Source organism: Sphingomonas sp. J344 (assembly GCF_024700005.1).
Lineage (GTDB): Bacteria > Pseudomonadota > Alphaproteobacteria > Sphingomonadales > Sphingomonadaceae > Sphingomonas.
This window is the reverse complement of record NZ_JAJONB010000002.1, coordinates 532,025-555,547: the sequence shown is the minus strand read 5'-3', so window position 1 is coordinate 555,547 and position 23,523 is coordinate 532,025. Positions and strand designations below refer to the sequence as shown.

Here is a 23,523-nt window from a genome sequence, read left to right as displayed (position 1 = left end):
GGAGGGGAGAAGTGTTACCCACCCCGTTTGATCGTCTCGCGCGCGATGATCAGCTGCTGGATTTGGCTGGTGCCTTCGTAGATGCGGAACAGGCGGACGTCGCGGTAGAGTCGCTCGATCCCGTAATCGGCGATATAGCCCGCGCCGCCGAAGATCTGCACCGCGCGGTCCGCGACGCGGCCGACCATTTCGGTCGCGAACAGCTTTGCCGCGGCGGATTCCATCACCACGTCCTTGCCGGCGTCCTTGGCCGCAGCGGTTTCGAGGACGAGGGCGCGGGCGGCCAGCGCTTCAGTCTTGCTGTCGGCGATCATCGCCTGGATCAGCTGATGCTCTGCGATTGGCTTGCCGAACTGCTTGCGTTCGGTGGCGTAGGCGACGCAGTCGGCGATCAGCCGTTCGGCCACGCCGACGCTGACTGCGCTGATATGGAGGCGGCCGCGGTCGAGCACGCGCATCGCGATCTTGAAGCCCTCGCCCTCTTCGCCGAGGCGATTGGCGGCGGGGACGGGGACATCGTCGAAGATCACGTCGGCGACCTTTGCGCCCTTTTGCCCCATTTTCTTCTCAGGCTCGCCGATGCTCACGCCGGGCAAGTCGCGGGGGACGAGAAAGGCGGAGACGCCGCGCGCACCGGGTTCGTCGCCTGTGCGCGCCATCACGGTGAACAGCGATGCCTTGTCGGCATTGGTGATGTAGCGTTTGGTGCCGGAGAGGCGATAGACGTCGCCGTAGCGGACGGCGCGGGCCTTTACCGCGCCGCTGTCGCTGCCGACATCGGGTTCGGTGAGGGCAAAGCTGGTGACGATCTCTCCGGTCGCGATCCTGGGCAGCCATTCGGCCTTCTGCTCGGGGGTGCCGGCCATGACGAGACCCTGTGAGCCGATCCCGACATTGGTGCCGAAGGTCGAGCGGAAGGCGGGGGTGGTGCGCCCGAGTTCGAGCGCGACGCGGCATTCCTCGACCATGGTCAGGCCCAGCCCGCCATATTCCTCGGCGATCGACAGGCCGAACAGGCCCATCGCCTTCATCTCATCGACGATGTGCTGCGGGATCGCGTCGGCCTCTTCGACCTCCGCCTCCAGCGGGCGGAGGCGTTCGGCGACGAAGCGGCGTACCATGTCGATCAATGCGTCGAACGTCTCGGCGTCCAAGCTCATATCCGGCGATCCTGCTCCATACCCTGTTTTCGAATCGAGGGATTAGCAGCGCGAAATCGCGGACGCAAATGCCCGCCGGTCGAGCCGGCGGGCATCGCTCCATCACCCGGGGGATATGTCAGCCGAGGCGGCCGAGGCGGTGATAGAGGTTGGCAAACTGGACCGAGCGCGGGTCGTCGGCGATCTTGCGGGTGTAGTCGGCGACCGCTTCCTTGAGCAGGGCGAAGTCGGCGGTCGAGAAGACCGGACGGGCAGTCGCGGGTTCGGGGGTCTTCATGGGCTTGCTCCTGTAAATAGTCGTGCATCCTGTATGACTCTCGAATGGCGATGCTGACAATTCCGATAGGGTGTCAGCGCGGTCATGGTGTAGTTCGCGCATGACAAGCTGGTGGATGTTATGTAAATAATTGACATCGGTGATTTCCTGAGAACATACCAGGAACGGAGGCTGTAGGACATGGCGGAGCGGAAATTGTTCGCGGGACACGCCGTGCGGCGGTTGCGGCGGGGGCAGGGCCTGACGCAGGCGGCGATGGCCGAGATGCTCGGCGTTTCGGCCAGCTATCTCAACCTGGTCGAGCGTAACCAGCGGCCGCTGTCGGCGACGCTGATGCTGAGCCTGGCGCAGGTGTTCGACTTCGATCCGCGCACGCTGGCAGCGGGCGAGCCGGGCGGGGGCGAAGAGGCGATGCGTCGCCGCCTTGCCGACCCGTTGTTCGCCGATATCGAGGTCGATCGGACCGAGCTGACCGAATGGCTGGCCGGTGCACCGGGCGGGGCAGAGGCGTTCGCGCGCGCCTATGACCGGATCGGCGCCGGCGGCACGGTGGCCAGCGGCGAGATCGAGGATCCTGGCGCTGCGGTGCGGCGGGAGGTCGAGCGCTGGCGCAACCATTTCGCCGATCTCGACGCCGCCGCCGAAACGCTGGCCGACGAGCTGCGCATCGCGTCGAGCGATCCGTTCGGCGCAATGGCCGAGCGGTTGCGGGTCAAGCACCAGCTGGCGATCCGGGTGCTGCCGATCGAGGTCTTGTCGGGGCTGCGCGTGCGGCTCGACCTGCACGCGCGCCAGCTGCAACTGTCCGAGGCGCTCGATCCGCCGAGCCGGGTGTTCGCGCTCGCCCGCCAGCTGGCGAGCGAGGCGCGGACCGAGATCGAGGCTCTGGTGCGCGGCGCTGGCTTTCCCGACCGCGTTGCCGAGCGGCTTTATCGCCGTCATCTCGCCGGTTACTTCGCGGCGGCAGTGATGATGCCCTACGCCCGCTTTCTGCGCGCGTGCGAGGCGACTGGATATGACCTCGAACTGCTCCGCCGCCGCTTTGGGGCGAGCGCGGAACAGGTAGCGCATCGGCTGACCACGCTGCAGCGTGTCGGCGCACGCGGGCTCCCCTTCTTCATGCTGCGCATCGACCGGGCGGGGCAGGTGTCGAAACGGTTCGCCGGGGCCAGCGCGTCGCCGCTGGTGGAATCGGCGGTGCCATGCCCGTTGCTCGATGCCTATGCCGCCTTTGCGCGTCCCGATGAGCGGATCGTCCAGCTGGTCGAGCTGGAGGACAGATCGCGCTGGTTTACCAGCTCACGCTGCGTCGCCCCGCCGGGCGGCTGGGCGGGAGCAGTGCGCGCGCGGTTCGTGGTCACGCTGGGGCTTGCGGCGGAGGCGGCGACGGGACTGGCGGCGGCGCGAGGACTGGATTTCGGCGGAGAGGCGGCTCCAGTCGGACTCGGCTGTCGCGCCTGCACGCGCGAATGCCCCCAGCGCAGCGCTGCCCCTGCGGGTCGTGCGATGCTGGTCAGCGAACGCGAGGCAGGGGTGTCTCCGTTCGGGTTCGCTGCAGACTGACCAGCGAGTTGCGATTGGAAACGCAGCGTTTCTTCAATGGCGCGATAATGCCTGACACACTTTTGCGACAAATTGGTTGGAATAGTTGATGTTCCCCCGGTTGGTGTAGCGCGCTCTCCATGCGAATGATTCTTGTTCTGGCTGCTTCGGCTGCAATCCTTGCCTCGTGCGGCGGGGGCGATGCCGCGCAGAAAAAGGGGCGCGAGGCGCCCCTGGTGACGCTTGCCGCGGTTCAGTCCGCGCGTTTTGTCGAGCGAATTGACGCGGTCGGCACCGCGCGCGCGAACGAACAGGTGACGCTCACTGCCCCGGTTACCGAACGAATTCTGCGCCTCAACTTCGAGGACGGGGCCTATGTCGGGCGGGGTCAGGTGATCGCGGTGCTGGCACAGGGCCAGGAAAATGCGCAGCTTGCCCAGGCCAATGCGCGGGCGCGTGAGGCGCAGCAGCAACTCGCCCGGCTCGAAGAGTTGAGAAACCGTGGCTTCGCGACGCGCAGCGCGGTGGACGCGCAACAGGCGCTGGCGAGCCAGGCATCGGGGCAGGCTGCCGAAGCGCGCGCATCGATCGGCGACCGTGTGGTGCGTGCGCCGTTCGGCGGCTGGGTATCGCTGCGCAACATTTCCGCCGGTGCGGTGGTAGGCGCGGGGACCGAAATCGCGACGGTGAGCGACATCAGCCGGATCAAGCTCGATTTCGCCGTGCCCGAAACGCTGCTGGCGCAGATTCAGCCGGGCCAGGCGATTGTCGCCACCGCCGCTGCCTATCCCGATCAGCCATTTCGCGGCACGATCGCAACGATCGACCCGGTGCTGAACCCCCAGACCCGCGCCGCCACCGTGCGTGCGGTGCTCGCCAATGGCGACCGCAAGCTCAAACCCGGCATGCTGTTGACGGTGACGATCGAGGCGCAGGCGCGCACCAGCGTAGCGGTGCCGGAACTCGCGGTGGTAGGCGAGGGCGACCAGAGCTTTGTCTTCACGATCGAGAACGGGAAAGCGAAGCGGGTGCCGATCCGCACCGGGCTGCGTCAGAACGGGCTGGTCGAGGTGACGCAGGGTCTGAAGCCCGGCCAGCGTGTCGTGACCGAGGGCGTGGTCAAGATTGCCGAGGGGCAGCAGGTCCGCACTGGCGGCCCCGGCAATGCCGCGCCCAAGGGTATCGGCCAGGCCAAGGGTAACTGATGCAGATTTCCGACCTCTCGGTTCGCAGGCCGGTTTTTGCGGCGGTGATGGCGATCCTGCTGACGATTATCGGGGTCGTCGGATTCTTGAGCCTGTCGGTGCGTGAATATCCCGACACCGACCCGCCGGTGGTGTCGGTCGAAACATCCTATACCGGTGCCGCTGCGAGCGTGATCGAAGCGCGGATCACCCAGCCGATCGAAGAGGCGCTGTCGGGGATTGAGGGGATCCAGACGATCACATCCCGCTCGCGTGACGGCGTGTCGGATGTTTCGATCGAGTTCCGCCCCGGTCGCGACATCGATTCCGCAGCCAACGACGTGCGCGATCGGATCGGCAGCGTTGTCGAAGACCTGCCGGAAGAAGTGATCGCGCCGGAAGTGCGAAAGGTGGATGCCGACAGCTCGCCGATCCTGTTCCTCGTCATCTCGCGCCCGGGCTGGTCGCGGCTGGAACTGTCGGATTATGTCGATCGCACGTTGGTCGATCGGTTCAGCACGATCGACGGCGTCGCGCGGGTGTTTGTCGCGGGCGATGCGCGGCCGTCGATGCGCGTATGGCTGGATGCGACGCGCCTGGCCGCCTATTCGCTGACCCCGGCAGATGTCGAGACCGCACTGCGCAGCCAGAATGTCGAACTGCCCGCCGGCCGCCTCGAATCGCAGCAGCAGAACCGCACGCTGCGCGTCGATCGCCCGTTCGCGACGGCTGGCGATTTCTCGAACCTGGTCGTGGGTCGCGGCGCGGACGGATATCTGGTCCGGCTGGGCGATGTCGCGCGGGTCGAGCAGTCGGCGGAGAATCCGTACAACGCCTTTCGCATGAATGGCCAGTCGGCGGTGGGCCTGGGCATCGTCCGTCAATCGGGTGCCAACACGCTGGAGGTCGCGGAAACGGCCAAGGCGACGGCGGAAGCGGTCAAGGCTGACCTGCCCGAGGGAATGACGATCACGGTCGGATCCGACGATTCGCTGTTCATCGGTCGCGCGATCGAAAAGGTGTGGCAGACGCTGGCCGAAGCGGCTGTGCTGGTCGTCCTCGTCATCTTCCTGTTCCTGGGATCGTGGCGGGCGACGCTGATCCCGGCAGTGACAGTGCCGATCTGCCTGCTTGGCGCATTCGCGGTGCTATGGCTGGCGGGATTCTCGATCAACCTGCTGACCCTTCTCGCGCTCGTGCTCGCAATCGGTCTGGTCGTCGATGACGCGATCGTCGTGCTCGAGAATGTCTATCACCGGATCGAGGAGGGCGAGCCACCGCTTGTCGCCGCGTTCAAGGGGACGCGGCAGGTCGGTTTCGCGGTGGTGTCGACGACGCTGGTGGTGTGCGCCGTGTTCGTGCCGATCTGTTTCCTCGCCGGGCAGACCGGGTTGTTGTTCCGCGAGCTGGCCGTCGCAATGATCGGCGCGATCGCCTTTTCCGGCTTCCTTGCGCTCAGCCTGACGCCGATGCTGTGTTCCAAGATGCTGCGCAAGGAAAAGCGCGGTCGCTTCACCGGCTGGGTCGACGACAAGTTCCAGCGGCTCGAGGGATTTTACAGCCGCCAGCTTTCGCGCGCGATCGACAAGCCCGTGATCCCGCTGATCGGCGTACTCGCCTTTCTGTTCGCTGCGGGCGGCGCGTTCGTGACGCTTCAGTCCGAGCTGGTCCCGGCCGAGGATCAGGGTGTCGCGCAGGTGCAGATCAGCGCGCCCGAGGGCACGAGCTTCGACCAGATGGACCGGTATATGCTGGGCACGCAGGAGAAGTTGCTCCCGCTGCTCGATCAGGGTGCGGTGCGGACGATCATCACCCGCACGCCGGGCGGATTTGGTGCGGGCGACGATTTCAACAGCGGCACATTCATCGTCTTTCTGAAGACCTGGGAAGAGCGCGACACGTCGACGCAGGCGGTCGCGCAGCAGATCAACCGTATCCTCGCCAACGAACCGGCGGTGCGCGGCAACGCGCAGGTGCGGTCGGCTCTGGGGCGCGGGCGCGGGCAGCCGATCAACTTCGTTCTGGCGGGCAACACCTATGAGGGGCTGGTCGCTGCCCGCAACCGCATCGTTGCGGCGGCGGCGCAGAACCCGGGGATCGTAAACCTCGATTCCGACTACAAGGAAACCAAGCCGCAGATGCGGATCGAGGTCGACACGACCCGCGCCGGCGATCTGGGCGTGTCGGTCAATGCGGTCAGCCAGGCGCTGCAGACATTGCTCGGGTCGCGCCGCGTTTCGACCTATCTCGACCGGGGCGAGGAGTATCGGGTGATTGTTCAGGCGGATGCCGAAAACCGCTCGACGCTTGCCAACCTCGCCCAGATCCATGTCCGCGCGCGTGACGGGTCGCTGGTGCCGTTGTCCAACCTCGTCACCACGCGCGAAATGTCGGGGCCGCGCGATCTTGGCCGCTACAACAAGCTGCGCGCGATCACCCTGTCTGGCGGCGTCGCGCCAGGCTATTCGCTGGGGCAGGCGCTGACCTTCCTTCAGGAACAGGCAGCGGAATCGCCCGAAGTGCTGGCGGTCGGCTATCGCGGCGAAAGCCAGGCGTTCGTCGAGACCGGCGGGTCGATCCTGCTGGTGTTCGGCCTCACCATCCTCGTCGTCTATCTGCTGCTCGCCGCGCAGTTCGAGAGCTTCGTGCATCCCGGCGTGATCATCATGACCGTACCGCTCGCCGTCGCAGGCGGGATGCTCGGGCTATTCTTCTTCGGCAAGACACTCAATCTCTACAGTCAGATCGGCATCGTCATGCTCGTCGGATTGGCGGCGAAGAACGGCATCCTGATCGTCGAATTCGCCAACCAGCTGCGCGACGAGGGCAAGAGCATCGCCGACGCGATCCGCATGGCTTCGGCACGGCGTCTGCGCGCGATCCTGATGACGTCGATTGCGACCGCGGCGGGCGCGGTGCCGCTGATGCTGGCGAGCGGCGCGGGCGCGGGCGCGCGATCGGCGATCGGCGTGGTGATCGTGTTCGGCGTGCTGCTCGCGACGCTCATCACCTTGTTCCTCATCCCGATCCTGTATAGCAGGCTTGCCAAGTGGACCGGTTCGCCCCAAGCCGTGAGCCGGGAGCTTGATGCGGCGATGGCACAGCCGCAACCGGCCGAATAAGCCGGGTCAAAAGGACTGGGGAGCGGTAATGGAGATTGCGTCCAAGGGACAGTTGCGGCTTGCGTTTCTGCGCTGGGCGGTGGTCACCGTCCCGTTCATCCTGTTGCTCGGCTTTACCTCGGCCCGCATCGCTCCGACCGGCGCTGAAAACCTGTGGTACCAGATGCTGGAAAAGCCGCCGCAGACCCCGCCCGACTGGGCGTTTCCGGTCGCGTGGACGGTCATCTATGTCCTGATGGGCCTGGCGCTGGCGATGATCATCAATGCGCGCGGGTCGAAGCTGCGCGGCCCGGCGCTGGTGCTGTTCGCGGTGCAGATGGGCGCGAACCTCGCCTGGTCGCCCTTGTTCTTTGGCATGCATCAGGTGTTCTGGGCGTTCGTGCTGATCGGGGTGATCCTGGTGCTGGCACTCGCCACGACGATCCTGTTCGGGCGGATCCGCACCGGTGCGGCGATCCTGATGATCCCCTATCTGGGCTGGCTGTGCTTCGCGGGATGGCTGTGCTTCCAGATCGACCAGCTCAATCCCAACGCCGAAACCCTTGTCCCGGCGCAGTCCGCGCCCCAAATGGCTATTTGAGTTTGGTTCAGCTGGGCTGAACGTGCGGCACCGGCCCGCTCCCCCCACCCGGCCACCCATAGGCTACTAAAGTTGGGTGGCCGGGTGCGGGTAGCCCCGCAAAGTATTACTTTGCGGGGACCCCGTGGGGGAGCGGGCCGGTGCCGCCCAGGAGATAAACAATGCAGAGCGACAACCGCATTTTCGACGATTTCGTGAAGTTCGTGAACGGCGCGGCCGGCACGATGGCCGGCATGGCGCGTGAGGGCGAGAGCGCAGCGCGTGAGCGGTTCAAGAGCTTTGTCGGGGGCATGGATTTCGTCGCGCGCGACGAGTTCGAGGCGGTGAAGGCGATGGCCGCTGCGGCACGCGACGAGAATGATGCGCTGCGTGCGCGGATCGAGGCGCTGGAGGCGAAGCTGGCCGGAACTGCCGCAGCTGCGAAGCCCAGCAAGCCCAGAAAGCCGGGCGCGGGCCTCTAAAACCCGTTTTTCCACATCTATTTCCGCCGCGTTTACGCTATGCTGCTTGTGCGGCGCGGCGAGGATTGGCACCAACTGCGCCAGGCAAGGGCCGGGCGGAGGACGACCGGAATGCTCGATGAGAGCGAATATGAGCGCGACGATGACGCCGCGCCGATCGACATGCTGGAAAGCTATTTCGCGGCGCATGGCTGGAGCCATACGCGCGAAGAGGATGAGGTCGTTGCCAAGGTAAAGGGCAGCTGGACCGAGTACGAGCTGCGCGCCATCTGGCGCGAGGACGATGGCGTGCTCCAGTTTCTGGCGTTCCCGGATGTGCGCATCCCGGACGAGCGCCGCGCGGCGATCTATGAGACGATCGGGCTGGTCAACGAACAGCTCTGGGTCGGCCATTTCGAACTTTGGTCGTCGAGCGGGATCCTGCTCTACCGCAACGCCGCGATGATCCCTGGCGAGGACGGCGGATCGATTACGCTGCAGCACACCGAATTGCTGGTCGAAAGCGCGATCGACGAATGCGAGCGCTTCTACCCGGTGTTCCAGTTCGTCCTGTGGGGCGGCAAGTCGCCGAAGGAAGCGATCGCCGCCGCGCTGATCGAGACGCAGGGCGAGGCGTAAGCGCAAGCAATAGTCCCGTCGCCCCGTGCTCGACGCGGGGCCGGGCTTCTTTGACCGGCCTGGGCAGCCCCGCACCGTCAAGCCTGCGCCTCAGCAGCCATAGTCCTGGAGGCCGTGAACCCACAAACGACCGCTTTCAGCGAGATGGCTGGACGGCTGAAATTGGGTGGGAAGCTGCCAGCCTACTTTGCGGGCAAGTCCGCGCATAGCTGACGTCCGTTTCGGTCACTTTTGACTGAAACTGCCTCGACCCGGATCGCGTTTTCTTCGCCATCTTCCTTCAATGGAGGGTCGCGGAAATGGCGCGCCTGCACCTCGTAAGAAGTAGCACCACAGACCTCTACAATCAGCTGATCGTCACTTTCCCAGTGTAGGCCCACACGATTAGAATTAGCCGCAGATACTACCACCTGCCCGGCCGAAGGCGATCCCGCGCTCCGTTGGATCAAGACGATGCGGCGATGATCGCTATTGGAAGCTGGTGCGCCCTTATATTCAGCCACAGCAACATACTGGTGATCGGGAGACATTGCTTCGCTGGTTCGCTCCCACTCAGCATGTTTGCATCCAGCCAGCGCAAAAATGACCAAGCCGGAGGTTAGAAGCGGTCGCATTCTACGACGTTAGCAAAGGCGCCGACGACCGCAATCAGGAAGCGGAAAACAGATAGCGAAGGCCCGCTATGGGGTCGTTAGCAGCCCGTCCGCTTTATGAGACTACGGCCTATTGGGTGACGCGAGGCGCGCCGTTGTGGGCGCGCCCTTGCCCCATCAACTTGCCGGCCCGATCGTCTTCACCACCTTGCCCTTGTCGTCGAGGAAGTCGATCGCTGCGCCGCCGTCGGGGGCGACCTTGAGCATCAGGCGGGGCTTGCCGGTGGCGTCCTGAAGCATCACCACCGATGCCTTGTCGCGCGACTTGCCGACGAACAGGCGCGCGGCGCCGGGCTCGCCATCGGTGCGCATCACCGCCTTGCCATCGACCTTGGCGAACATACTGCCCGCCGGGCGATCGGAGATGATCAGCGCGGCGCTGTCGCGGTTGCCGCTGTCGGTCTGGAGCAATTGCAGCGTCTGGTCATTCTCGAACCGGTCGAAGGTCAGGCTGGCCCCGGCATTGAGATTGTCGCCATCCTTCTTGCCGGCCCAGATCAGGCCACCGCTTTCGGTGCCTTCGTCGTTGAGCATCAGCATACCGGCGGCAAAGGCGCGGTCGGGGCGCGCGATCTCGTCACCCTTGTAGAAGGCACCGGGGAAGCGGCCCTTGCTGGCGATCACCAGCCGCAGCGTGCCGTCCGGCTCGCGGACATTGATCCGCTCGACATCGATCGTCCCGAATTTCTGCGGCTTCGTCGCTGCCACCAATGTCACCGCCGCGATGGTCACCGCTGCACCCGTCACCAAACCCTGCCAATACGCCATTTTAGTCCCCGAAAGTTGCGGACGCGGAACGTACTGGCGGGCGAAGCGGGGTCAACCGCGCGCGGCGTGTTTTCTGGGGGCTTGACCCGACGCCGCGCTTCTTCGACGGGCGGTAAAGGCAATGGAGCTGTGGCAATGACGACCCCCAAGACCCTGTGGCTGATCGGTTGCGGCAATATGGCCGGGGCGATGTTGCGGCGCTGGATCGCGGCGGGGACCGTGCGCGGGGAGGATGTGTTTGTCCTCAATCGCGGCGACTGCGACCTGCCCCAAGGCGTGCGGCAGGGGCGGGTGCTGCCCGAGGGCGCGCTGCCCGACGCAGTCATGCTGGGGGTCAAGCCGCAGCAGCTGGACGGAATTGCGGATCAGATTGCGGCCCGGATCGCGGGCGTGCCGATGCTGGTGTCGATCCTTGCCGGGGTCGAGGAGGCGGCGCTGGCGGCGCGGTTCGATGCCGGGGCGATCGTGCGTGCGATGCCCAACCTGCCGGTCGAGATCGGCAAGGGTGTGGTCGCGCTGCATAGCGACAGTGCGGATGCCGAAGCGCGGGCCGGGGCCGAGGTGCTGATGGCCCCGCTCGGCCTCGTCGAATGGGTCGATGCCGCGCGGTTCGACGCGGTGACCGCGCTCGCGGGCAGCGGCCCTGCGTTCGTCTATCGCTTCGTCGACGCGTTGGCGGCGGCTGGCGCGGCGGTCGGCATTCCCGCAGATCAGGCGCTGCGGCTTGCGCTGGCGACGGTCGAGGGCGGGGCGTTGCTGGCCGCCCGATCCTCCGAGACGCCTGCGACGCTCGCCGACAAGGTCGCGAGCCCCGGTGGATCGACCCGCAAGGGACTGGATGTACTCGATACCGATTCCGCGCTGGTGAAGCTGTTGACCGCCACGCTCGAAGCGTCCGAGCGGCGCAACGCCGAAATGGCCGCCGCCGCGCACGGCTGAACGGAACGTCCAACCCGCTGAAAACGTTGTCGCGCCACATTCCAAGTCATGGAGGCGATGATGGCGACCAAGGCGCAGAGCAGAGCGAAGCAGGCAGACAATCAGGCCCGGGACAGCCAGGGCCGGTTCAAGGAAGAAGGCGGCTGGGGCGGCAGCTTCGGCAAGATCGCTGGCGCGACTGCGGCGGGCGCGGCGCTGGGTGTGCTGGCGATGCTGGGCCGCAAGGCGGCGGTGCAATCGCCGACCCTGCTGGCGGGCGACTGGATGGACGGGCTGATCGCCGAGCATCAGGCGGTGCTCAAACTGCTCGACGCGATCGAGGCGACCGACGATAGCGCAACCGCGCGGCGCACGATGATGCTGACCCAGCTCAAGCACGCGCTGGCCAAGCATGCGATCGAGGAAGAAAATGTGATCTATCCCGCGCTGCGTGAGGCCGGGAAGGTCGAGGCGGCGGACGAGCTCAACAACGAGCATGGCTATGTGAAGCAGCATTTGTACGAGCTGGACAATATGCCCGCCGCGAGCCCGCAATTCCTCGCGACGATCCGCAAGCTGCGCAGCGAACTGGAGGAGCATATGCAGGATGAGGAGGAGCGGCTGTTCCCGCAGCTGCGCGCCAGCCTGTCGGAAGAAAAGAACGCCGCGCTCACCAAGGCGATGAACCGCGAGGGGTTCAAGGTGGCCTAGCGCCCCAGGTCCGATACCCGCTTGCGCTCGTCGGCGGGGATCAGCCCCTCAAGCACTGCCCAGAACCCCCCGACCGCCGCCTGTCCCGCCGAGGAATAGGCGGCGGTCATCTTTTCGCGGAGTGCGTCGAACAGTTCCGCTTCCAATTTCGTGCCCTCGGGCGTCAGCCGCAGCAGGCGTTGGCGGCGATCTTCGCGCCCCGGCCGCGTCTCGATCAGGCCGCGTTCGGTCAGGTCGGTCAGCACGCGCCCAAGCGACTGCTTGGTGATTGCGAGCAGCGAGATCAGCTCGCCCACCGTGATGTCGGGCTGGCGCGCGACGAAGTAGAGCGACCGGTGATGCGCGCGGCCCAGCCCCTGCGCCGCCAGCCCCTCGTCGATCGAGCGGGTGAGGTGGCTGTAGCCGAAATAGAGCATTTCGACGCCGCGCCGGATCTCGGCTTCGCGCAGGAATAGCGGGGACGCAGTTGGGACAGCCATGTTGACCTGTTTTGCCATCGGCCTTAGGCGTGCGCAACGGTAGATTCCGGGTCAATTCGGGAGAGTGATGTGAGCAGCCTGTTCCACGTTGAAGCCAATCCGGCTCCGGTCGATGCGAACGAGCGGACGCGCCTCCTTGCCGATCCGGGCTTCGGAAAGCTGTTCACCGATCATATGGCGATGATCCGCTGGTCGGACGCAAAGGGTTGGCACGACGCGAAAATCACCGCGCGCGCACCCCTGACGCTCGATCCCGCAACCGCCGTGCTGCACTATGCGCAGGAGATTTTCGAGGGGCTCAAGGCCTATCGCCTCGGCGATGGCGGGACCGCGCTGTTCCGCCCCGAGGAGAATGCCCGCCGCTTCCGCGAATCGGCGCGGCGCATGGCGATGCCCGAACTGCCCGACGAGCTGTTCATCGGCTCGCTCGAGGCGCTGGTCGCCGCCGACCGCGACTGGATTCCGACGCTTGAGGGCGGGTCGCTCTATCTGCGCCCGTTCATGTTCGCGAGCGAGGTGTTCCTGGGGGTGAAGCCCGCGAGCGAATATCTCTACCTCGTCATCGCATCGCCCGCCGGTGCCTATTTCAAGAGCGGGGCGAAGGCGGTGACGATCTGGGTCTCCGACCATTACACCCGCGCCGCGCCGGGCGGTACGGGGGCGGCCAAGTGTGGTGGCAACTATGCCGCCAGCCTGGTCGCGCAGGCCGAGGCGATCAAGCAGGGCTGCGACCAGGTCGTGTTCCTCGACGCGGCTGAGCGCCGCTGGGTGGAGGAACTGGGCGGCATGAACCTGTTCTTCGTGTTCGACGATGGCAGCATCGTCACCCCGCCGCTGACCGGCACGATCCTGCCCGGAATCACGCGCGAGTCGATCATCGCGCTGGCGCGGGAGCAGGGGATCACGGTGCGTGAGGAGCCCTATGCGATCGACCAGTGGGAGGCGGATGCGAACAGCGGTCGGCTGGTCGAAACCTTTGCCTGCGGCACCGCGGCGGTGGTCACCCCGGTCGGCCAGGTGAAGAGCCGCGACGGCGGCTTCACCATCGGCAGCGGCGGCCCGGGACAGGTGACCGAAGCGCTCAAGGCACGCCTGACCGCGATCCAGCGCGGCGAAGCGCCCGACCCGCATGGCTGGGTGCATCGGTTCGGTTAAATCCTCTTTTCAGCGGCGGCGCGGCGCTCTAAGGGCGTCGCTTCCGCGACATGTTGGGGCGTAGCCAAGCGGTAAGGCAGCGGTTTTTGGTACCGCCATGCGCTGGTTCGAATCCAGCCGCCCCAGCCATTCCCACCCGATCGATCTAGGGGCGGCCCGTGATGACGGTCGGTGTCTCGATCAGCAGCGTCCAGGGCGTCGGCAGGTAATCGAGCGACATATAGAAATAGAAGGCGCAGGAACCGTCGCGGCGGAACGTTGCGCCCTTGACGATTCCGAACGCGGCCGTTCCGCTGAACACCGGACCGCCGCTGTCGCCCTGTTTGCACGTCGGCCCCGCCACAGCGACCCAGGTGGGAAGGCAGAACCCGCCGCACAGCTCGCCCGATGGGGCGAAATCGAGCAGGGTCACTTCGGCGCAGCTGTACCCCGTGCTCTCGCCGCGATGGCAGACAAAGTCGCCCGCGCGGGTGCTCGGCTTGGTCCGCTGCACCTCGACCGGGCGCGCCACCGTCCGTGCGGTGTCGGCGAAGAACAGCGGGCGGGCGGGGGCGGGGCCGGCATGGATCTGAACGTCGTGATAGCCCCAGCCCCATTGCCCGACAAAGGCGAGCGGGGTCGCCTGGCGCTGCGGATCGATATAGCTGAGGTCGTCGAGGCAGTGGGCGGCGGTGGTGATGCCGGTGCGCGTGCCGTCGCCGACCAGAAAGCCGCTGGTGCAGCGATAGCGCTTGCCGCTGACCGGATCGGTCCCGTCGAGCCGCCCGCCGCCCTGTGGGCCGAGGTTGCGGTCCACATGATCGAGCGCGCGGACCCGGACCGGGACGCCGGTCAATTGTGTCAGCCGTGCGTCGAGCATCGCGGCTCCCCTGCCTTCTCGACTGCGGCATTGCCCGCGATCACCACCAGCTCACCGGTACGCGGGTCGATGCCCATGGCGGGATAGCTGCCCAGCGCCGCGCGGATCGCGGCCTGGTGATGGGACAGCGCCCAAACCACGCGGTCGCGGCTAACCTTTGCTCCGGTGCGAAACTGAACCTGAACCCGCGTCGTCCCCGCCGTGATCCAGCGCGTGGGGACCGGCTGGTCGCCCGTCAGATAGACGATGAAGCGGTAGTCGGGACGATGCTGGACCGAGATTCCGGCGAGACGGTCGCGGTAGCGGTCGGCGATCGCGTCGATGACGGGAACGCTGTCCTGCTGCGCCGCGAGCCGCCGCACCGCTTCGGGCTGCGTAACGCCATAGGCGCGGGCATATTCGGCACCGTCCTGCGCCAGCGCGTCGTCGCGCGTCTGGGCGGTCTGCGCGGCTGCCGGGGTTGCGGCCAGCATCAGCGCGGCGGGCAGGAACAGGCGCGATGAGGTCGGGCGCATGGCTTCGCCTACATGAGCTGGGCGGCGGTGAGAAGCGGTTCAGCCGTCAGCGGATATGCCGGGGACCGCTTCGCGACCTCCCGGATTTCAAGGAACGCCCCGACCACTTGCGATCCATTGTTGGCGATGATAGCCGATCCATTCATGGCAATCGATTGCAGGTCGCAAGTCACTTCGCTCGCGGCCCTGTGACGGGAACGTTTTTCGGGAGGGGCGCGATGAGATTCTGGGTTGAACGGAGGCGGTACCGCGCTGCTACTGGGTGCATTGTCGCTGATGTTCGCATCGACCGCGCAGGCCGGGGATCGCTGGATCAGCGCCTGGGGAACTGCGCAGCAGCTCGCACCCATGCCGCCGCCCCGGATGCCCCCGCGACCCGAAGGCGAGACGCGTCCCGCGCCCCCGCCATCGGCACCGTCGCCGGTCCTTCCTACGCCCCAACGGCTGCACGACCAGACCGTGCGGATGATCGTGCGCCCCACGATCGGCGGCAGCGTCTTGCGCGTCCAGTTCTCCAACGCATCCGGGGGCGAGCCAGTCAGGATCGGACGGGCCGCGATCGCCAAGAGTGCCGGCGCCTCTGCGATCGTTGCCGGCACGTCGCGGGCGCTCAGCTTTGCGGGGCAAGCGGATGTGACGATCCAGCCCGGCGCGGTTGCGACCAGTGATCCCGTCAGCATCGACCTGGCGGCGTTCGAGCAGCTCGCGGTTTCGATCCATCTGCCTGCGGATACCGCCGTCAACACGCTTCATCCGCTGGGACTGCGTACCACCTACATCGTCAAGGGTGACCGAACCGGCGACACGGCGCTGAGCGGATCCGATACCAACCGATCCTATCTCTGGCTAACCGGCGTCGTGGTGGAGGCAGCCCCCGAGGCGGGGACGATCGTCGCGTTCGGGGATTCTGATCACCGATGGCTATGGAACGACCCCGGACACGGGCCGCGCCTGGCCCGACCTGCTTGCCGATCGGCTGCAAAAAGATGCGCGAACCCGGCATCTCTCGGTCGTCAATATGGGCATTTCCGGCAATCGCGTGCGGCGCGACGGCGCTGGCCTGTCGGCACTGGCGCGCTTTGACCGCGACGTGCTGGCGCGGCCAGGGGTGCGATGGGTGATCCTGCTGGAAGGGATCAACGACATCAACTTCGCGGCGATACCGGGCATGCCGTCGAGTGAGGCGGTCACGGCGGAAGAACTGATCGCCGCCTATGCGCAGTTCATCGATCGGGCGCATCTGCACGGTATCAAGGTGATGGGCGCGACGATCGCGCCGACCGAGGGGCTGTGGCTGTACAGCGAGAAGACCGAGGCGCTGCGCGAGGCGGTCAACAGCTGGATCCGCACCAGCGGAAGGTTCGACGCGGTGGTCGATTTCGACGCCACGCTGCGCGACCCCGCGCGTCCGACGCGGCTGAACCCGGCCTATGACCCCGGCGATCATGTCCATCCGAACGACGCCGGCAATGCCGCGATGGCGGCGGCAGTGGACGTCGCGCGGTTCCTGAAGCCTTAGTTTGCAACCGGACATGCGCTTGTTGCAAAGGGGGCACGGCAACCCTATCCCCTTGGCGTGCGGGGGAGGCGGAATTTGACGCGCAAGATCAAGACCATCTACGACCTCGCCGAACTTGCCGGGGTGTCGGCCGCGACCGTGTCGCGCGCGCTGGCCGGCAAGACGATGGTCAATTCAAAGACGTCGGAACGCATTCGCAAGCTCGCGGAAAAGCACGATTTCCGTCCCAGCGCGCTCGCCCGCAATTTGCGGACCAAGCAGCGCGGCGCGATCGGCGTTGTCGTGCCGCTGGGCCATGATCGCGGACAGCATCTGTCCGATCCGTTCTTCATGACGCTGATCGGCTATCTCGCCGACGAGTTGAGCGAGCGCGGGTTCGACCTGATGCTGTCGCGTGTCATTCCCAACCAGGACAATTGGCTGTCCCGGCTGATCGATGCCGACCGCGTCGACGGCTTCATCATCGTCGGCCAGTCGGATCAGTCGCAGGTGCTCGACCGGATCGCCGCCGACTATCTGCCGCTGGTCGCATGGGGCGGATTTGTCCAGGGGCAGATCCATTGTTCGGTGGGCACCGACAATTTCCTGGGCGGACGGCTGGCGACCCAGCATCTGATCGACCGCGGATGCCGCAAGATCGCGTTCTTGGGCAATACCCAGGCGATCGAACCGTCGCTGCGGCTCCAAGGCGCAAAGGCCGCGATCGGAGCGCACAACGACATCGTGCTGGTCGATGCCCCGACCCATTTTGCTTCGGAAGTCAGCGGGTCGGACATCGACACGTTTCTCGACCAGTCAGCTATCCTGCCCGACGGCATTTTCGCCGCGTCCGATCTGATCGCGCTGACCGCGATTCAGGTGCTGGCGACACGCGGCCTTTCGGTGCCGGGGGATGTGAAGGTGGTCGGTTATGACGATCTCTACCTCGCCCGCACGAGCGCACCGCCACTGTCCACCGTGCGCCAGAACCTTGCCGCAGGTGCGGCGCATCTGGTCGACAGCCTGATGAAGCGCATCGCCGGCGATGCGACCGGATCGACGATCCTCAATCCCGAACTCATCGTCCGCGAGTCCAGCTGATTGTTGCCAGGCCGGGCGCCCTACGACTTTGGTCGAGTTGACTTGCAATCGATTGCTAATAGGGTGTCGACATAGTGGACCCGAGTCCGAAGCGACCGGAAAACGTGTGGGAGAGTGTGATGCGGGCAAGGATCTCGGCATTTTGCGGCGCGGCTTTGCTCGCGATGGCGCCGCCCGCTGCATCCGCGCAGCAAGCCCCGACGCCACCTCCGCTCACTGCCGAGGATGAAGCGAAGCTCGCGCCGATCGCGCCGGAGCTGCGCGCGGGCGCGCGGCTGGCGCTGGGATTCTCCAAGATGATGGGCACGATTGACGAGGCGATGGTGCTGGCGTCGCGAAAGCGCGGCGGTGGTCCCCCGATCCCCCCGCGTCACGCCGATATTCCCGTGGTCGAGAAGATGATTCCCGGCCCGGTCGGTGCGCCGCAGGTGAAGTTGTTCGTCATCAACGCCAAGCCGGGGACCAGCCGTCCCGGTATCGTCCATACCCATGGCGGCGGCTACATCCTCGGCACCGCCGCGACCGATGTCCGCCGTCTTCAGGACATGGCGCGCGAGCTCGATGCGGTGATCGTCAGCGTCGAATATCGCCTTGCACCGGAAACGACCTATCAGGGGTCGATCGAGGACAATTATGCGGGCCTCAGCTGGATGTATCGCAATGCCGCCGAACTGGGTCTGGACCGCAGCCGCATTGCGGTGACCGGCGAGAGCGCGGGCGGGGGGCATGCGGCTCTGTTGGCCATTACCGCGCGCGACCGCGGAGAAATCCCCATCGCGTTTCAGGCATTGGTCTATCCCATGCTGGACGACCGCACCGGCGGGGCGGTGAAGCTGCCTGGCCATATCGCCACCGTGGGGTGGAGCGGGTTGGAAAACCAATATGGCTGGAAGGCGTTCCTGGGCCAGGAACCCGGAACCGACAAGGTGCCGGCGCGCGCCGTTCCAGCGCGCACGCAAAACCTTGCGGGACTGCCGCCCGCCTTCATCCAGGTCGGCGGGGTCGATCTCTTCGTCAGCGAGGATATCGACTATGCCCGGCGGCTGAACGAGGCCGGGGTGCCGACCGAATTGCAGGTTATTCCGGGGGCCTATCACGGCTTCGACCAGCTGTCGGCTGACTCGCCGCAAGCGAGGCAGTTCAACCGCGCGAAGATCGAGGCGCTGCGTCGCGCCTTTGCGCGCCCCGCCAAATAGGAACGACCGCAAAGGCTTGGCAACCGTTTGAGTGGCAAACGATTGCATTAGTCGCCTGTTGATTGAATAGCTGGAGGAACGCACGGGTCGGGCCGCTCCTTGACGACGTCCTCCGGCCTATTTATGCAATCGATTGAAAAAATAACCGGGGAGAGGATAATGAAGCGTTTCTGCACGTCAGTCGCGGCCATTGCGGTCGCAAGCGTCTTGGGATCAGTGCCTGCCTTTGCGCAGAGCGACACAGGTCAGGAGGCCCGGGCACCCGCCGACGCCAGCTCGGACGAAGTGGTCGTCACCGCGCAAAGGGCGGCGCGCAGGCGCTTCAGGAAGTCCCCCTCGCGATCCAGGCGTTCGATGGCGAGGAGCTGAAGGAGCGCAACATCAGCACCATCGGTGACCTGGTGTCGAGCGTGCCGGGCGCGTTCGAGGGGTTCCGTCAGTCCAACGGATCGCGCTTCTACAATCTGCGCGGCAGCGTCACGCAGAATGGCGACTCGCCGATCGGCTATTATCTCGACGACGCGCCGTTCATCGTCACCAATTTCGGCATCGCCCCGCCCGTGCGCTTCCTCGACATCGATCGCGTCGAAGTGCTGCGCGGGCCGCAGGGCACGCTCTATGGCCAGGGCTCGTCGGGCGGCGTGTTCATCTTCCGCACGCGCGACCCGAACCTCAAGGAATTCGATTACGCGTTCGAGGCGGAGGCATCGCAGACACGCGGTGCCGATGGCCTCAACTATGGCGTGGCCGGCGCGATCTCGGTGCCGATCGTCAAGGACATGCTCGCGGTGCGCGTCAGCGGCGGTTTCTCGCGCGATGCCGGCTGGGCCGACGCCTATTATGGCGCCTTCGACGGCACGCCCGACGAGACGGGGGTCAATGTCGCCAAGAATGACGATATCCGCGTCGTCGCGCTGTTCCGCCCGGCGGACAACGTGAACATCCGCGCGCAGTACTGGAAATTCCGCCCGCGCCAGGGCTTCACCGGATTCACCGCGTCGGTCAGCCCGCCCTATTTCCAGAACACTGCGGGGCAGGACGGCTTTTCGAATGGCGATTTCACGCTGTACAGCCTGACCGCGACGGTCGATTTCGACGCCTTCTCGATCACCAGCGCGACCAGCCAGCTCGACGGCGTGTTCGGGATCAACATCCCGCTCTCGCCCTCCGGCTCATTCTCGAGCCAGTTCCTGCCGAGCATGTTCGCGCAGGAATTGCGGGTGAACTCCAACGGCAGCGGGCCGTTCAAATGGCTGCTCGGCGCGTCCTACCAGAACGGGTCGGGGCCGCAGGAAAATACGCTGACCCTTCCGGGCCTGGTCATCAACGCCGATAACGACACGCTGACCGAGAATTACGCATTCTTCGGCGAGGTCAGCTATGAGTTGTTCGACGGCAAGCTGGTCCCGCTGGTCGGGCTGCGGCAGTACCATGACGACCGCGCGTTCGCCGACGCGACCGAGACGCTGCCGACGACGAAGGACGTGACCACCTGGCGGGTCAATCTATCCTATCTGCCGAGCGACGATCTGACGATGTTCATCTCGGCGGCGACCGGCTTCCGTCCCGGCATCGTCCAGTCGCGCGTGCAGGTCCAGTCGGTCACCGGCGCGGGCGTGCCGACGGGCGTGACGCTGGAGCCGGAATCGTCGACCAACTATGAGTTCGGCGTGAAATGGCGCAGCGCCGACCGGTCGCTGAATATCGGCCTGAACCTGTATCAGCTCGAATATACCAACCTGCAGACGTCGGTCACCGGGTCGATCGCCAACGTCGACGGCTTTGCCAATTTCGGTGATGCGAAGACCAAGGGCGTCGATCTGGAGCTGCGCTGGAACACGCCGCTCAAGGGCTTCAATCTGGGCTTTGTCGGCAACTTCAACGACAGCAAATATACCCGCGTGAACCCGATCGTCGCGGCGGCCCAGCCACTGTTGCGGCCCGGCGCACGGCTGACCAACACGCTGTCGAACAACTTCCGTGTCGACCTGGGCTACAACGGCGACATTGCCAACAATGTGAACCTGTTCGGCAACCTCTCCTTGAGCCACAGCGGCGACCGGTTGCAGGGCAATGGGATCACCGCGCCGTCCTACAACGTGATGGCCCTGACGCTGGGCGTGCGGCACGGCCCGTATGAGCTGGCGCTGATCGGCAACAACCTGACCGACGAGCGTGGGCCGACCTTTGTCGGCACCAACGGCCCGTTGTCGGGGTCGGGGCCGACCCCGCGTACCATCGGCCTTCGTTTCCGGGTCACGCCCTGACCGGAAGCGGATTTGCGGGATGGGCGGGAGGCACTGCGCCTCCCGCTCTTTCCGTCGTACTACCTGTCGCATAACATGATGGATCGGAGAGCGGGATGAACGATCGGGCGGGACGCGACGGCGCGGCGACATTGCTCAAGGCGCTGGTCTTCCTGATGTTCGCGATGTTTGCGATGACCACCGACTCGGTCGGCACCGTCATCCCCGAGGTGATCCGCGAGTTTCAGCTGGGTCTGACCGCCGGCGGATCGTTCCAGTACGCGACCATGGCCGGGATCGGCATCTCCGCGATCGCGCTCGGTTTCCTGGCCGACCGGATCGGGCGCAAGGCGACGATCCTGATTGGCCTGGTCCTGTTCGGGGTCAGCTCGGCGCTGTTCGCCGCGGGACACAGCTTCCTGTTCTTCACCAGCCTGTTGTTCATGTCCGGCATCGGCATCGGCATTTTCAAGTCCGGCGCGCTGGCGCTGATCGGCGACCTGTCGCGCTCGACCGGCGAACATGCGCGGACGATGAATTTGATCGAGGGGTTTTTCGGCGTCGGCGCAATTATCGGGCCGGGCATCGTCGCCTATATGCTGCTCAACGGCGCGAGCTGGAAATGGGTGTACATCATCGCGGCGATGCTGTGCGCGCTGCTGGTGCTGGGATCGGCGGTTGCGCGTTTTCCAAGACCGATCATCACCCGTACCGAGCCGGTCCGCGCCAGCGAGGCGATCCGCATGGCCGGCGATCCGCCCGCGCGCTTCTTTGGCACTGCGCTGATGCTCTATGTCGGGGCGGAGGCGGCGATCTATGTCTGGGCGCCGACCTATCTCGCCGATTATTCGGGGTCGTGGCTGTGGCTGGCGGCCTATGTCGTGTCGATCTTCTTCGTGTTGCGCGCGGCAGGGCGGTTCCTCGGCGTATGGCTGCTCGCGCGCTATGACTGGGCAAGCGTGATCCTGGTGTGCAGCTCGGCGATGGCGGCGCTGTTCTGGATCGCGGTGATTGGCGGGCGGGAAGTGGCCATCTTTGCCCTGCCCGCGACCGGGCTGTTCATGTCGGTGCTGTATCCGACGATCAATTCGACCGGGATCAGCTGCTACGACAAGGGGCGGCATGGGTCGATCGCCGGGCTGCTGCTGTTCTTCACCTGTGTCAGCGCAGTGCTCGCGCCGCTCGCGATGGGCGCGCTTGGCGAGTGGTTGGCGGACAGCAGCTATGCGATCCTGCTGGGTGGTGTGTTCGCGACGCTGCTGGCGTTGCTGTGCGGCTGGAACAGGTCGCGCGCGCCGTTCGACGCGCTGCTCGCGCAGCGCGACGCCGACGATTATCGCGCCTAGGCCATATGGCGGTCGAGCCAGACGGCGAACAGCGCGGGCCAGTGGCTGACGGGCGTGTCGGGACGCCCAACGCCGAAGCCGTGATTGCCCGCTTCGAACAGATGCAGCTCGACCGGGCGGTTCGCCGCCTGCAGCGCGCGCAGCATGATCATGCTGTTCTCGGCCGGAACCGCCTTGTCGTCCAGCGCGTGGACGAGGAACACCGGCGGCGTCTGCACGGTGACATGTTGGGCGGGCGAGCGTTTGAAAATCAGCTCGGCGGAGGGCGTCGTTCCAAGCAGCCGCATCGCGGACTCGCCATGCGTTTCGGGCGCGGTGACGCTGATAACGGGATAGATCAGTGCCATTGCCGCGGGTCGGGCGTCGAGCGCATCGGTCGCGTCGCGCGGCGCATAGACCTGTTCTGCAAAGCCTGTGGCCAGCGTCGCGCCGAGATGCCCGCCGGCCGAAAATCCGACTGCGGCGACCTTGGCCGGGTCATAGCCATAGCGCGCGGCGTTGGCGCGGATCACGCGGATCGCGCGCTGTGCATCCTGCAACGGAACGTCTTCGCGCTTCGCCCAGCCTTCGTCGGGCAGGCGATAGGTGAGCACGAACACCGTATAGCCACGCGCGCTCATCGCGCGCGCGACATCGACGCCTTCGTTGAGGATCGACACGAACGTGTAGGCCCCGCCGGGGATCGACAGCAATGCGCGGCCATTCGACTTTTCCGGGCGGAACACGCGCAGCATCGGGGTTTCGATGTTGCGGACCATGATGTCGGGCCAATCGGTGGGGACCGCGCGGGCGGTGTAGCCGCCGCCGGGAGCGCCGTTCGGCCAGAGCGGAATCTGTTCGGCATCGATCCAGGCGCGGGGCATCGGTGGGAGCTTGGGGAATTGCGCCGCCGCCGCGCCGTTTGCTTTGGCACCCAGCGCCGCGAGGCTGGTGGCTCCGGCGATGAATCCGCGTCGTCCGATGGGTCCGATCTTCACCTGCTTGCATCCTCCCGATCCGGGCAACGTATTTGCTTCTCCGGTCGCGCGATAGAAGCGCTTCGAGCCGGGGGTTGCAAGCTGTATTCACAATCGATTGCGAAACACATCCGAACACGTCAAGGAAGTTGCGTGGGCAAGAGACAGGGAGAGTGGA

The 23,523-nt window shown here is 65.8% G+C and carries 21 protein-coding genes and 1 tRNA gene; 15 read left to right on the top strand and 7 right to left on the bottom strand.

What is annotated here, in order from left to right; all coding sequences use genetic code 11:
• Positions 1 to 14: 14 nt before the first annotated feature.
• Positions 15 to 1,160: an acyl-CoA dehydrogenase family protein gene (locus LRS12_RS18805; protein WP_257845997.1), complete on the bottom strand. Its 1,146-nt coding sequence runs from the start codon at positions 1,158 to 1,160 to the stop codon at positions 15 to 17.
• Between the two features lie 118 nt (positions 1,161 to 1,278).
• Complete coding sequence (locus LRS12_RS18800) at positions 1,279 to 1,437, bottom strand: hypothetical protein (RefSeq protein ID WP_186456931.1); 159 nt, start codon at positions 1,435 to 1,437, stop codon at positions 1,279 to 1,281.
• A 180-nt stretch (positions 1,438 to 1,617) separates the two neighbouring features.
• Between LRS12_RS18800 and LRS12_RS18795 the strand changes: the two genes are divergently transcribed.
• From LRS12_RS18795 to LRS12_RS18770, 6 genes are all read left to right on the top strand, one after another.
• Complete coding sequence (locus LRS12_RS18795; RefSeq protein WP_257845996.1) at positions 1,618 to 3,000, top strand: short-chain fatty acyl-CoA regulator family protein; 1,383 nt, start codon at positions 1,618 to 1,620, stop codon at positions 2,998 to 3,000.
• A gap of 119 nt (positions 3,001 to 3,119) precedes the next feature.
• Positions 3,120 to 4,184 carry an efflux RND transporter periplasmic adaptor subunit gene (locus LRS12_RS18790; protein WP_257845995.1) on the top strand — a complete coding sequence of 355 codons (1,065 nt, stop codon included), beginning with the start codon at positions 3,120 to 3,122 and terminating at the stop codon, positions 4,182 to 4,184.
• Positions 4,184 to 7,285, top strand: coding sequence for an efflux RND transporter permease subunit (locus tag LRS12_RS18785; RefSeq protein WP_257845994.1), 3,102 nt, complete (start codon positions 4,184 to 4,186; stop codon positions 7,283 to 7,285). Before LRS12_RS18790 ends, LRS12_RS18785 begins: the two co-directional genes overlap by 1 nt.
• Before the next feature lie 28 nt (positions 7,286 to 7,313).
• Positions 7,314 to 7,865, top strand: a complete 552-nt coding sequence (locus tag LRS12_RS18780; RefSeq protein WP_257845993.1) for a TspO/MBR family protein — start codon at positions 7,314 to 7,316, stop codon at positions 7,863 to 7,865.
• A 161-nt stretch (positions 7,866 to 8,026) separates the two neighbouring features.
• Positions 8,027 to 8,326 carry an accessory factor UbiK family protein gene (locus LRS12_RS18775; RefSeq protein ID WP_257845992.1) on the top strand — a complete coding sequence of 100 codons (300 nt, stop codon included), beginning with the start codon at positions 8,027 to 8,029 and terminating at the stop codon, positions 8,324 to 8,326.
• Between the two features lie 111 nt (positions 8,327 to 8,437).
• A complete protein-coding gene (locus tag LRS12_RS18770; protein WP_257845991.1) occupies positions 8,438 to 8,944 on the top strand; it encodes a YbjN domain-containing protein in 507 nt (168 codons plus the stop codon).
• A 770-nt stretch (positions 8,945 to 9,714) separates the two neighbouring features.
• Here the strand turns inward: LRS12_RS18770 and LRS12_RS18765 are convergent.
• A complete protein-coding gene (locus LRS12_RS18765; protein WP_257845990.1) occupies positions 9,715 to 10,344 on the bottom strand; it encodes a hypothetical protein in 630 nt (209 codons plus the stop codon).
• Positions 10,345 to 10,500: 156 nt separating this feature from the next.
• Here LRS12_RS18765 and proC point away from each other — a divergent pair, with 156 nt between their 5' ends.
• Together proC and LRS12_RS18755 are read left to right on the top strand one after the other, a co-directional pair.
• Positions 10,501 to 11,304, top strand: a complete 804-nt coding sequence (gene proC, locus LRS12_RS18760; protein WP_257845989.1) for a pyrroline-5-carboxylate reductase — start codon at positions 10,501 to 10,503, stop codon at positions 11,302 to 11,304.
• A gap of 60 nt (positions 11,305 to 11,364) precedes the next feature.
• Positions 11,365 to 11,994 carry a hemerythrin domain-containing protein gene (locus LRS12_RS18755; RefSeq protein WP_257845987.1) on the top strand — a complete coding sequence of 210 codons (630 nt, stop codon included), beginning with the start codon at positions 11,365 to 11,367 and terminating at the stop codon, positions 11,992 to 11,994.
• Here LRS12_RS18755 and LRS12_RS18750 read toward each other — a convergent pair.
• Positions 11,991 to 12,473 carry a MarR family winged helix-turn-helix transcriptional regulator gene (locus tag LRS12_RS18750; RefSeq protein ID WP_257845986.1) on the bottom strand — a complete coding sequence of 161 codons (483 nt, stop codon included), beginning with the start codon at positions 12,471 to 12,473 and terminating at the stop codon, positions 11,991 to 11,993. The genes LRS12_RS18755 and LRS12_RS18750 overlap by 4 nt on opposite strands.
• Before the next feature lie 78 nt (positions 12,474 to 12,551).
• On the opposite strand from LRS12_RS18750, the gene LRS12_RS18745 reads away from it, so the two are divergent.
• Positions 12,552 to 13,628: a branched-chain amino acid aminotransferase gene (locus LRS12_RS18745; RefSeq protein ID WP_257846196.1), complete on the top strand. Its 1,077-nt coding sequence runs from the start codon at positions 12,552 to 12,554 to the stop codon at positions 13,626 to 13,628.
• 54 nt (positions 13,629 to 13,682) lie between these two features.
• Positions 13,683 to 13,757: transfer RNA gene (locus LRS12_RS18740), tRNA-Gln, on the top strand.
• 16 nt (positions 13,758 to 13,773) lie between these two features.
• Here LRS12_RS18740 and LRS12_RS18735 read toward each other — a convergent pair.
• Positions 13,774 to 14,487, bottom strand: a complete 714-nt coding sequence (locus LRS12_RS18735) for a S1 family peptidase (RefSeq protein WP_257845985.1) — start codon at positions 14,485 to 14,487, stop codon at positions 13,774 to 13,776.
• Positions 14,469 to 15,002, bottom strand: a complete 534-nt coding sequence (locus tag LRS12_RS18730) for a hypothetical protein (RefSeq protein WP_257845984.1) — start codon at positions 15,000 to 15,002, stop codon at positions 14,469 to 14,471. Before LRS12_RS18730 ends, LRS12_RS18735 begins: the two co-directional genes overlap by 19 nt.
• 904 nt (positions 15,003 to 15,906) lie before the next feature.
• On the opposite strand from LRS12_RS18730, the gene LRS12_RS18725 reads away from it, so the two are divergent.
• The 5 genes from LRS12_RS18725 to LRS12_RS18705 all read left to right on the top strand — a co-directional run bounded on the left by LRS12_RS18725 (position 15,907) and on the right by LRS12_RS18705 (position 22,389).
• On the top strand, positions 15,907 to 16,521 hold the full coding sequence (locus LRS12_RS18725; RefSeq protein ID WP_308223072.1) for an SGNH/GDSL hydrolase family protein: 615 nt from the start codon (positions 15,907 to 15,909) through the stop codon (positions 16,519 to 16,521).
• A 75-nt stretch (positions 16,522 to 16,596) separates the two neighbouring features.
• Positions 16,597 to 17,601, top strand: coding sequence for a LacI family DNA-binding transcriptional regulator (locus LRS12_RS18720; RefSeq protein WP_257845983.1), 1,005 nt, complete (start codon positions 16,597 to 16,599; stop codon positions 17,599 to 17,601).
• Between the two features lie 119 nt (positions 17,602 to 17,720).
• A complete protein-coding gene (locus LRS12_RS18715; RefSeq protein WP_257845982.1) occupies positions 17,721 to 18,797 on the top strand; it encodes an alpha/beta hydrolase in 1,077 nt (358 codons plus the stop codon).
• A 170-nt stretch (positions 18,798 to 18,967) separates the two neighbouring features.
• On the top strand, positions 18,968 to 21,064 hold the full coding sequence (locus tag LRS12_RS18710) for a TonB-dependent receptor domain-containing protein (RefSeq protein ID WP_308223071.1): 2,097 nt from the start codon (positions 18,968 to 18,970) through the stop codon (positions 21,062 to 21,064).
• Between the two features lie 95 nt (positions 21,065 to 21,159).
• The gene (locus tag LRS12_RS18705) at positions 21,160 to 22,389 is read left to right on the top strand and encodes an MFS transporter (protein ID WP_257845980.1); all 1,230 of its coding nucleotides are present in this window, start codon (positions 21,160 to 21,162) and stop codon (positions 22,387 to 22,389) included.
• Here the strand turns inward: LRS12_RS18705 and LRS12_RS18700 are convergent.
• On the bottom strand, positions 22,386 to 23,366 hold the full coding sequence (locus tag LRS12_RS18700) for an alpha/beta hydrolase (protein ID WP_257845979.1): 981 nt from the start codon (positions 23,364 to 23,366) through the stop codon (positions 22,386 to 22,388). The two genes, LRS12_RS18705 and LRS12_RS18700, sit on opposite strands and share 4 nt — an antisense overlap.
• Positions 23,367 to 23,523 lie beyond the last annotated feature (157 nt).

Bases quoted from the DNA above. Each gene is read 5' to 3' on its own strand.
- LRS12_RS18805 (WP_257845997.1), bottom strand. From the start codon at position 1,160: ATGAGCTTGGACGCCGAGACGTTCGACGCATTGATCGACATGGTACGC.
- LRS12_RS18800 (WP_186456931.1), bottom strand. From the start codon at position 1,437: ATGAAGACCCCCGAACCCGCGACTGCCCGTCCGGTCTTCTCGACCGCC.
- LRS12_RS18795 (WP_257845996.1), top strand. From the start codon at position 1,618: ATGGCGGAGCGGAAATTGTTCGCGGGACACGCCGTGCGGCGGTTGCGG.
- LRS12_RS18790 (WP_257845995.1), top strand. From the start codon at position 3,120: ATGCGAATGATTCTTGTTCTGGCTGCTTCGGCTGCAATCCTTGCCTCG.
- LRS12_RS18785 (WP_257845994.1), top strand. From the start codon at position 4,184: ATGCAGATTTCCGACCTCTCGGTTCGCAGGCCGGTTTTTGCGGCGGTG.
- LRS12_RS18780 (WP_257845993.1), top strand. From the start codon at position 7,314: ATGGAGATTGCGTCCAAGGGACAGTTGCGGCTTGCGTTTCTGCGCTGG.
- LRS12_RS18775 (WP_257845992.1), top strand. From the start codon at position 8,027: ATGCAGAGCGACAACCGCATTTTCGACGATTTCGTGAAGTTCGTGAAC.
- LRS12_RS18770 (WP_257845991.1), top strand. From the start codon at position 8,438: ATGCTCGATGAGAGCGAATATGAGCGCGACGATGACGCCGCGCCGATC.
- proC (WP_257845989.1), top strand. From the start codon at position 10,501: ATGACGACCCCCAAGACCCTGTGGCTGATCGGTTGCGGCAATATGGCC.
- LRS12_RS18755 (WP_257845987.1), top strand. From the start codon at position 11,365: ATGGCGACCAAGGCGCAGAGCAGAGCGAAGCAGGCAGACAATCAGGCC.
- LRS12_RS18750 (WP_257845986.1), bottom strand. From the start codon at position 12,473: ATGGCTGTCCCAACTGCGTCCCCGCTATTCCTGCGCGAAGCCGAGATC.
- LRS12_RS18735 (WP_257845985.1), bottom strand. From the start codon at position 14,487: ATGCTCGACGCACGGCTGACACAATTGACCGGCGTCCCGGTCCGGGTC.
- LRS12_RS18730 (WP_257845984.1), bottom strand. From the start codon at position 15,002: ATGCGCCCGACCTCATCGCGCCTGTTCCTGCCCGCCGCGCTGATGCTG.
- LRS12_RS18715 (WP_257845982.1), top strand. From the start codon at position 17,721: ATGCGGGCAAGGATCTCGGCATTTTGCGGCGCGGCTTTGCTCGCGATG.
- LRS12_RS18705 (WP_257845980.1), top strand. From the start codon at position 21,160: ATGAACGATCGGGCGGGACGCGACGGCGCGGCGACATTGCTCAAGGCG.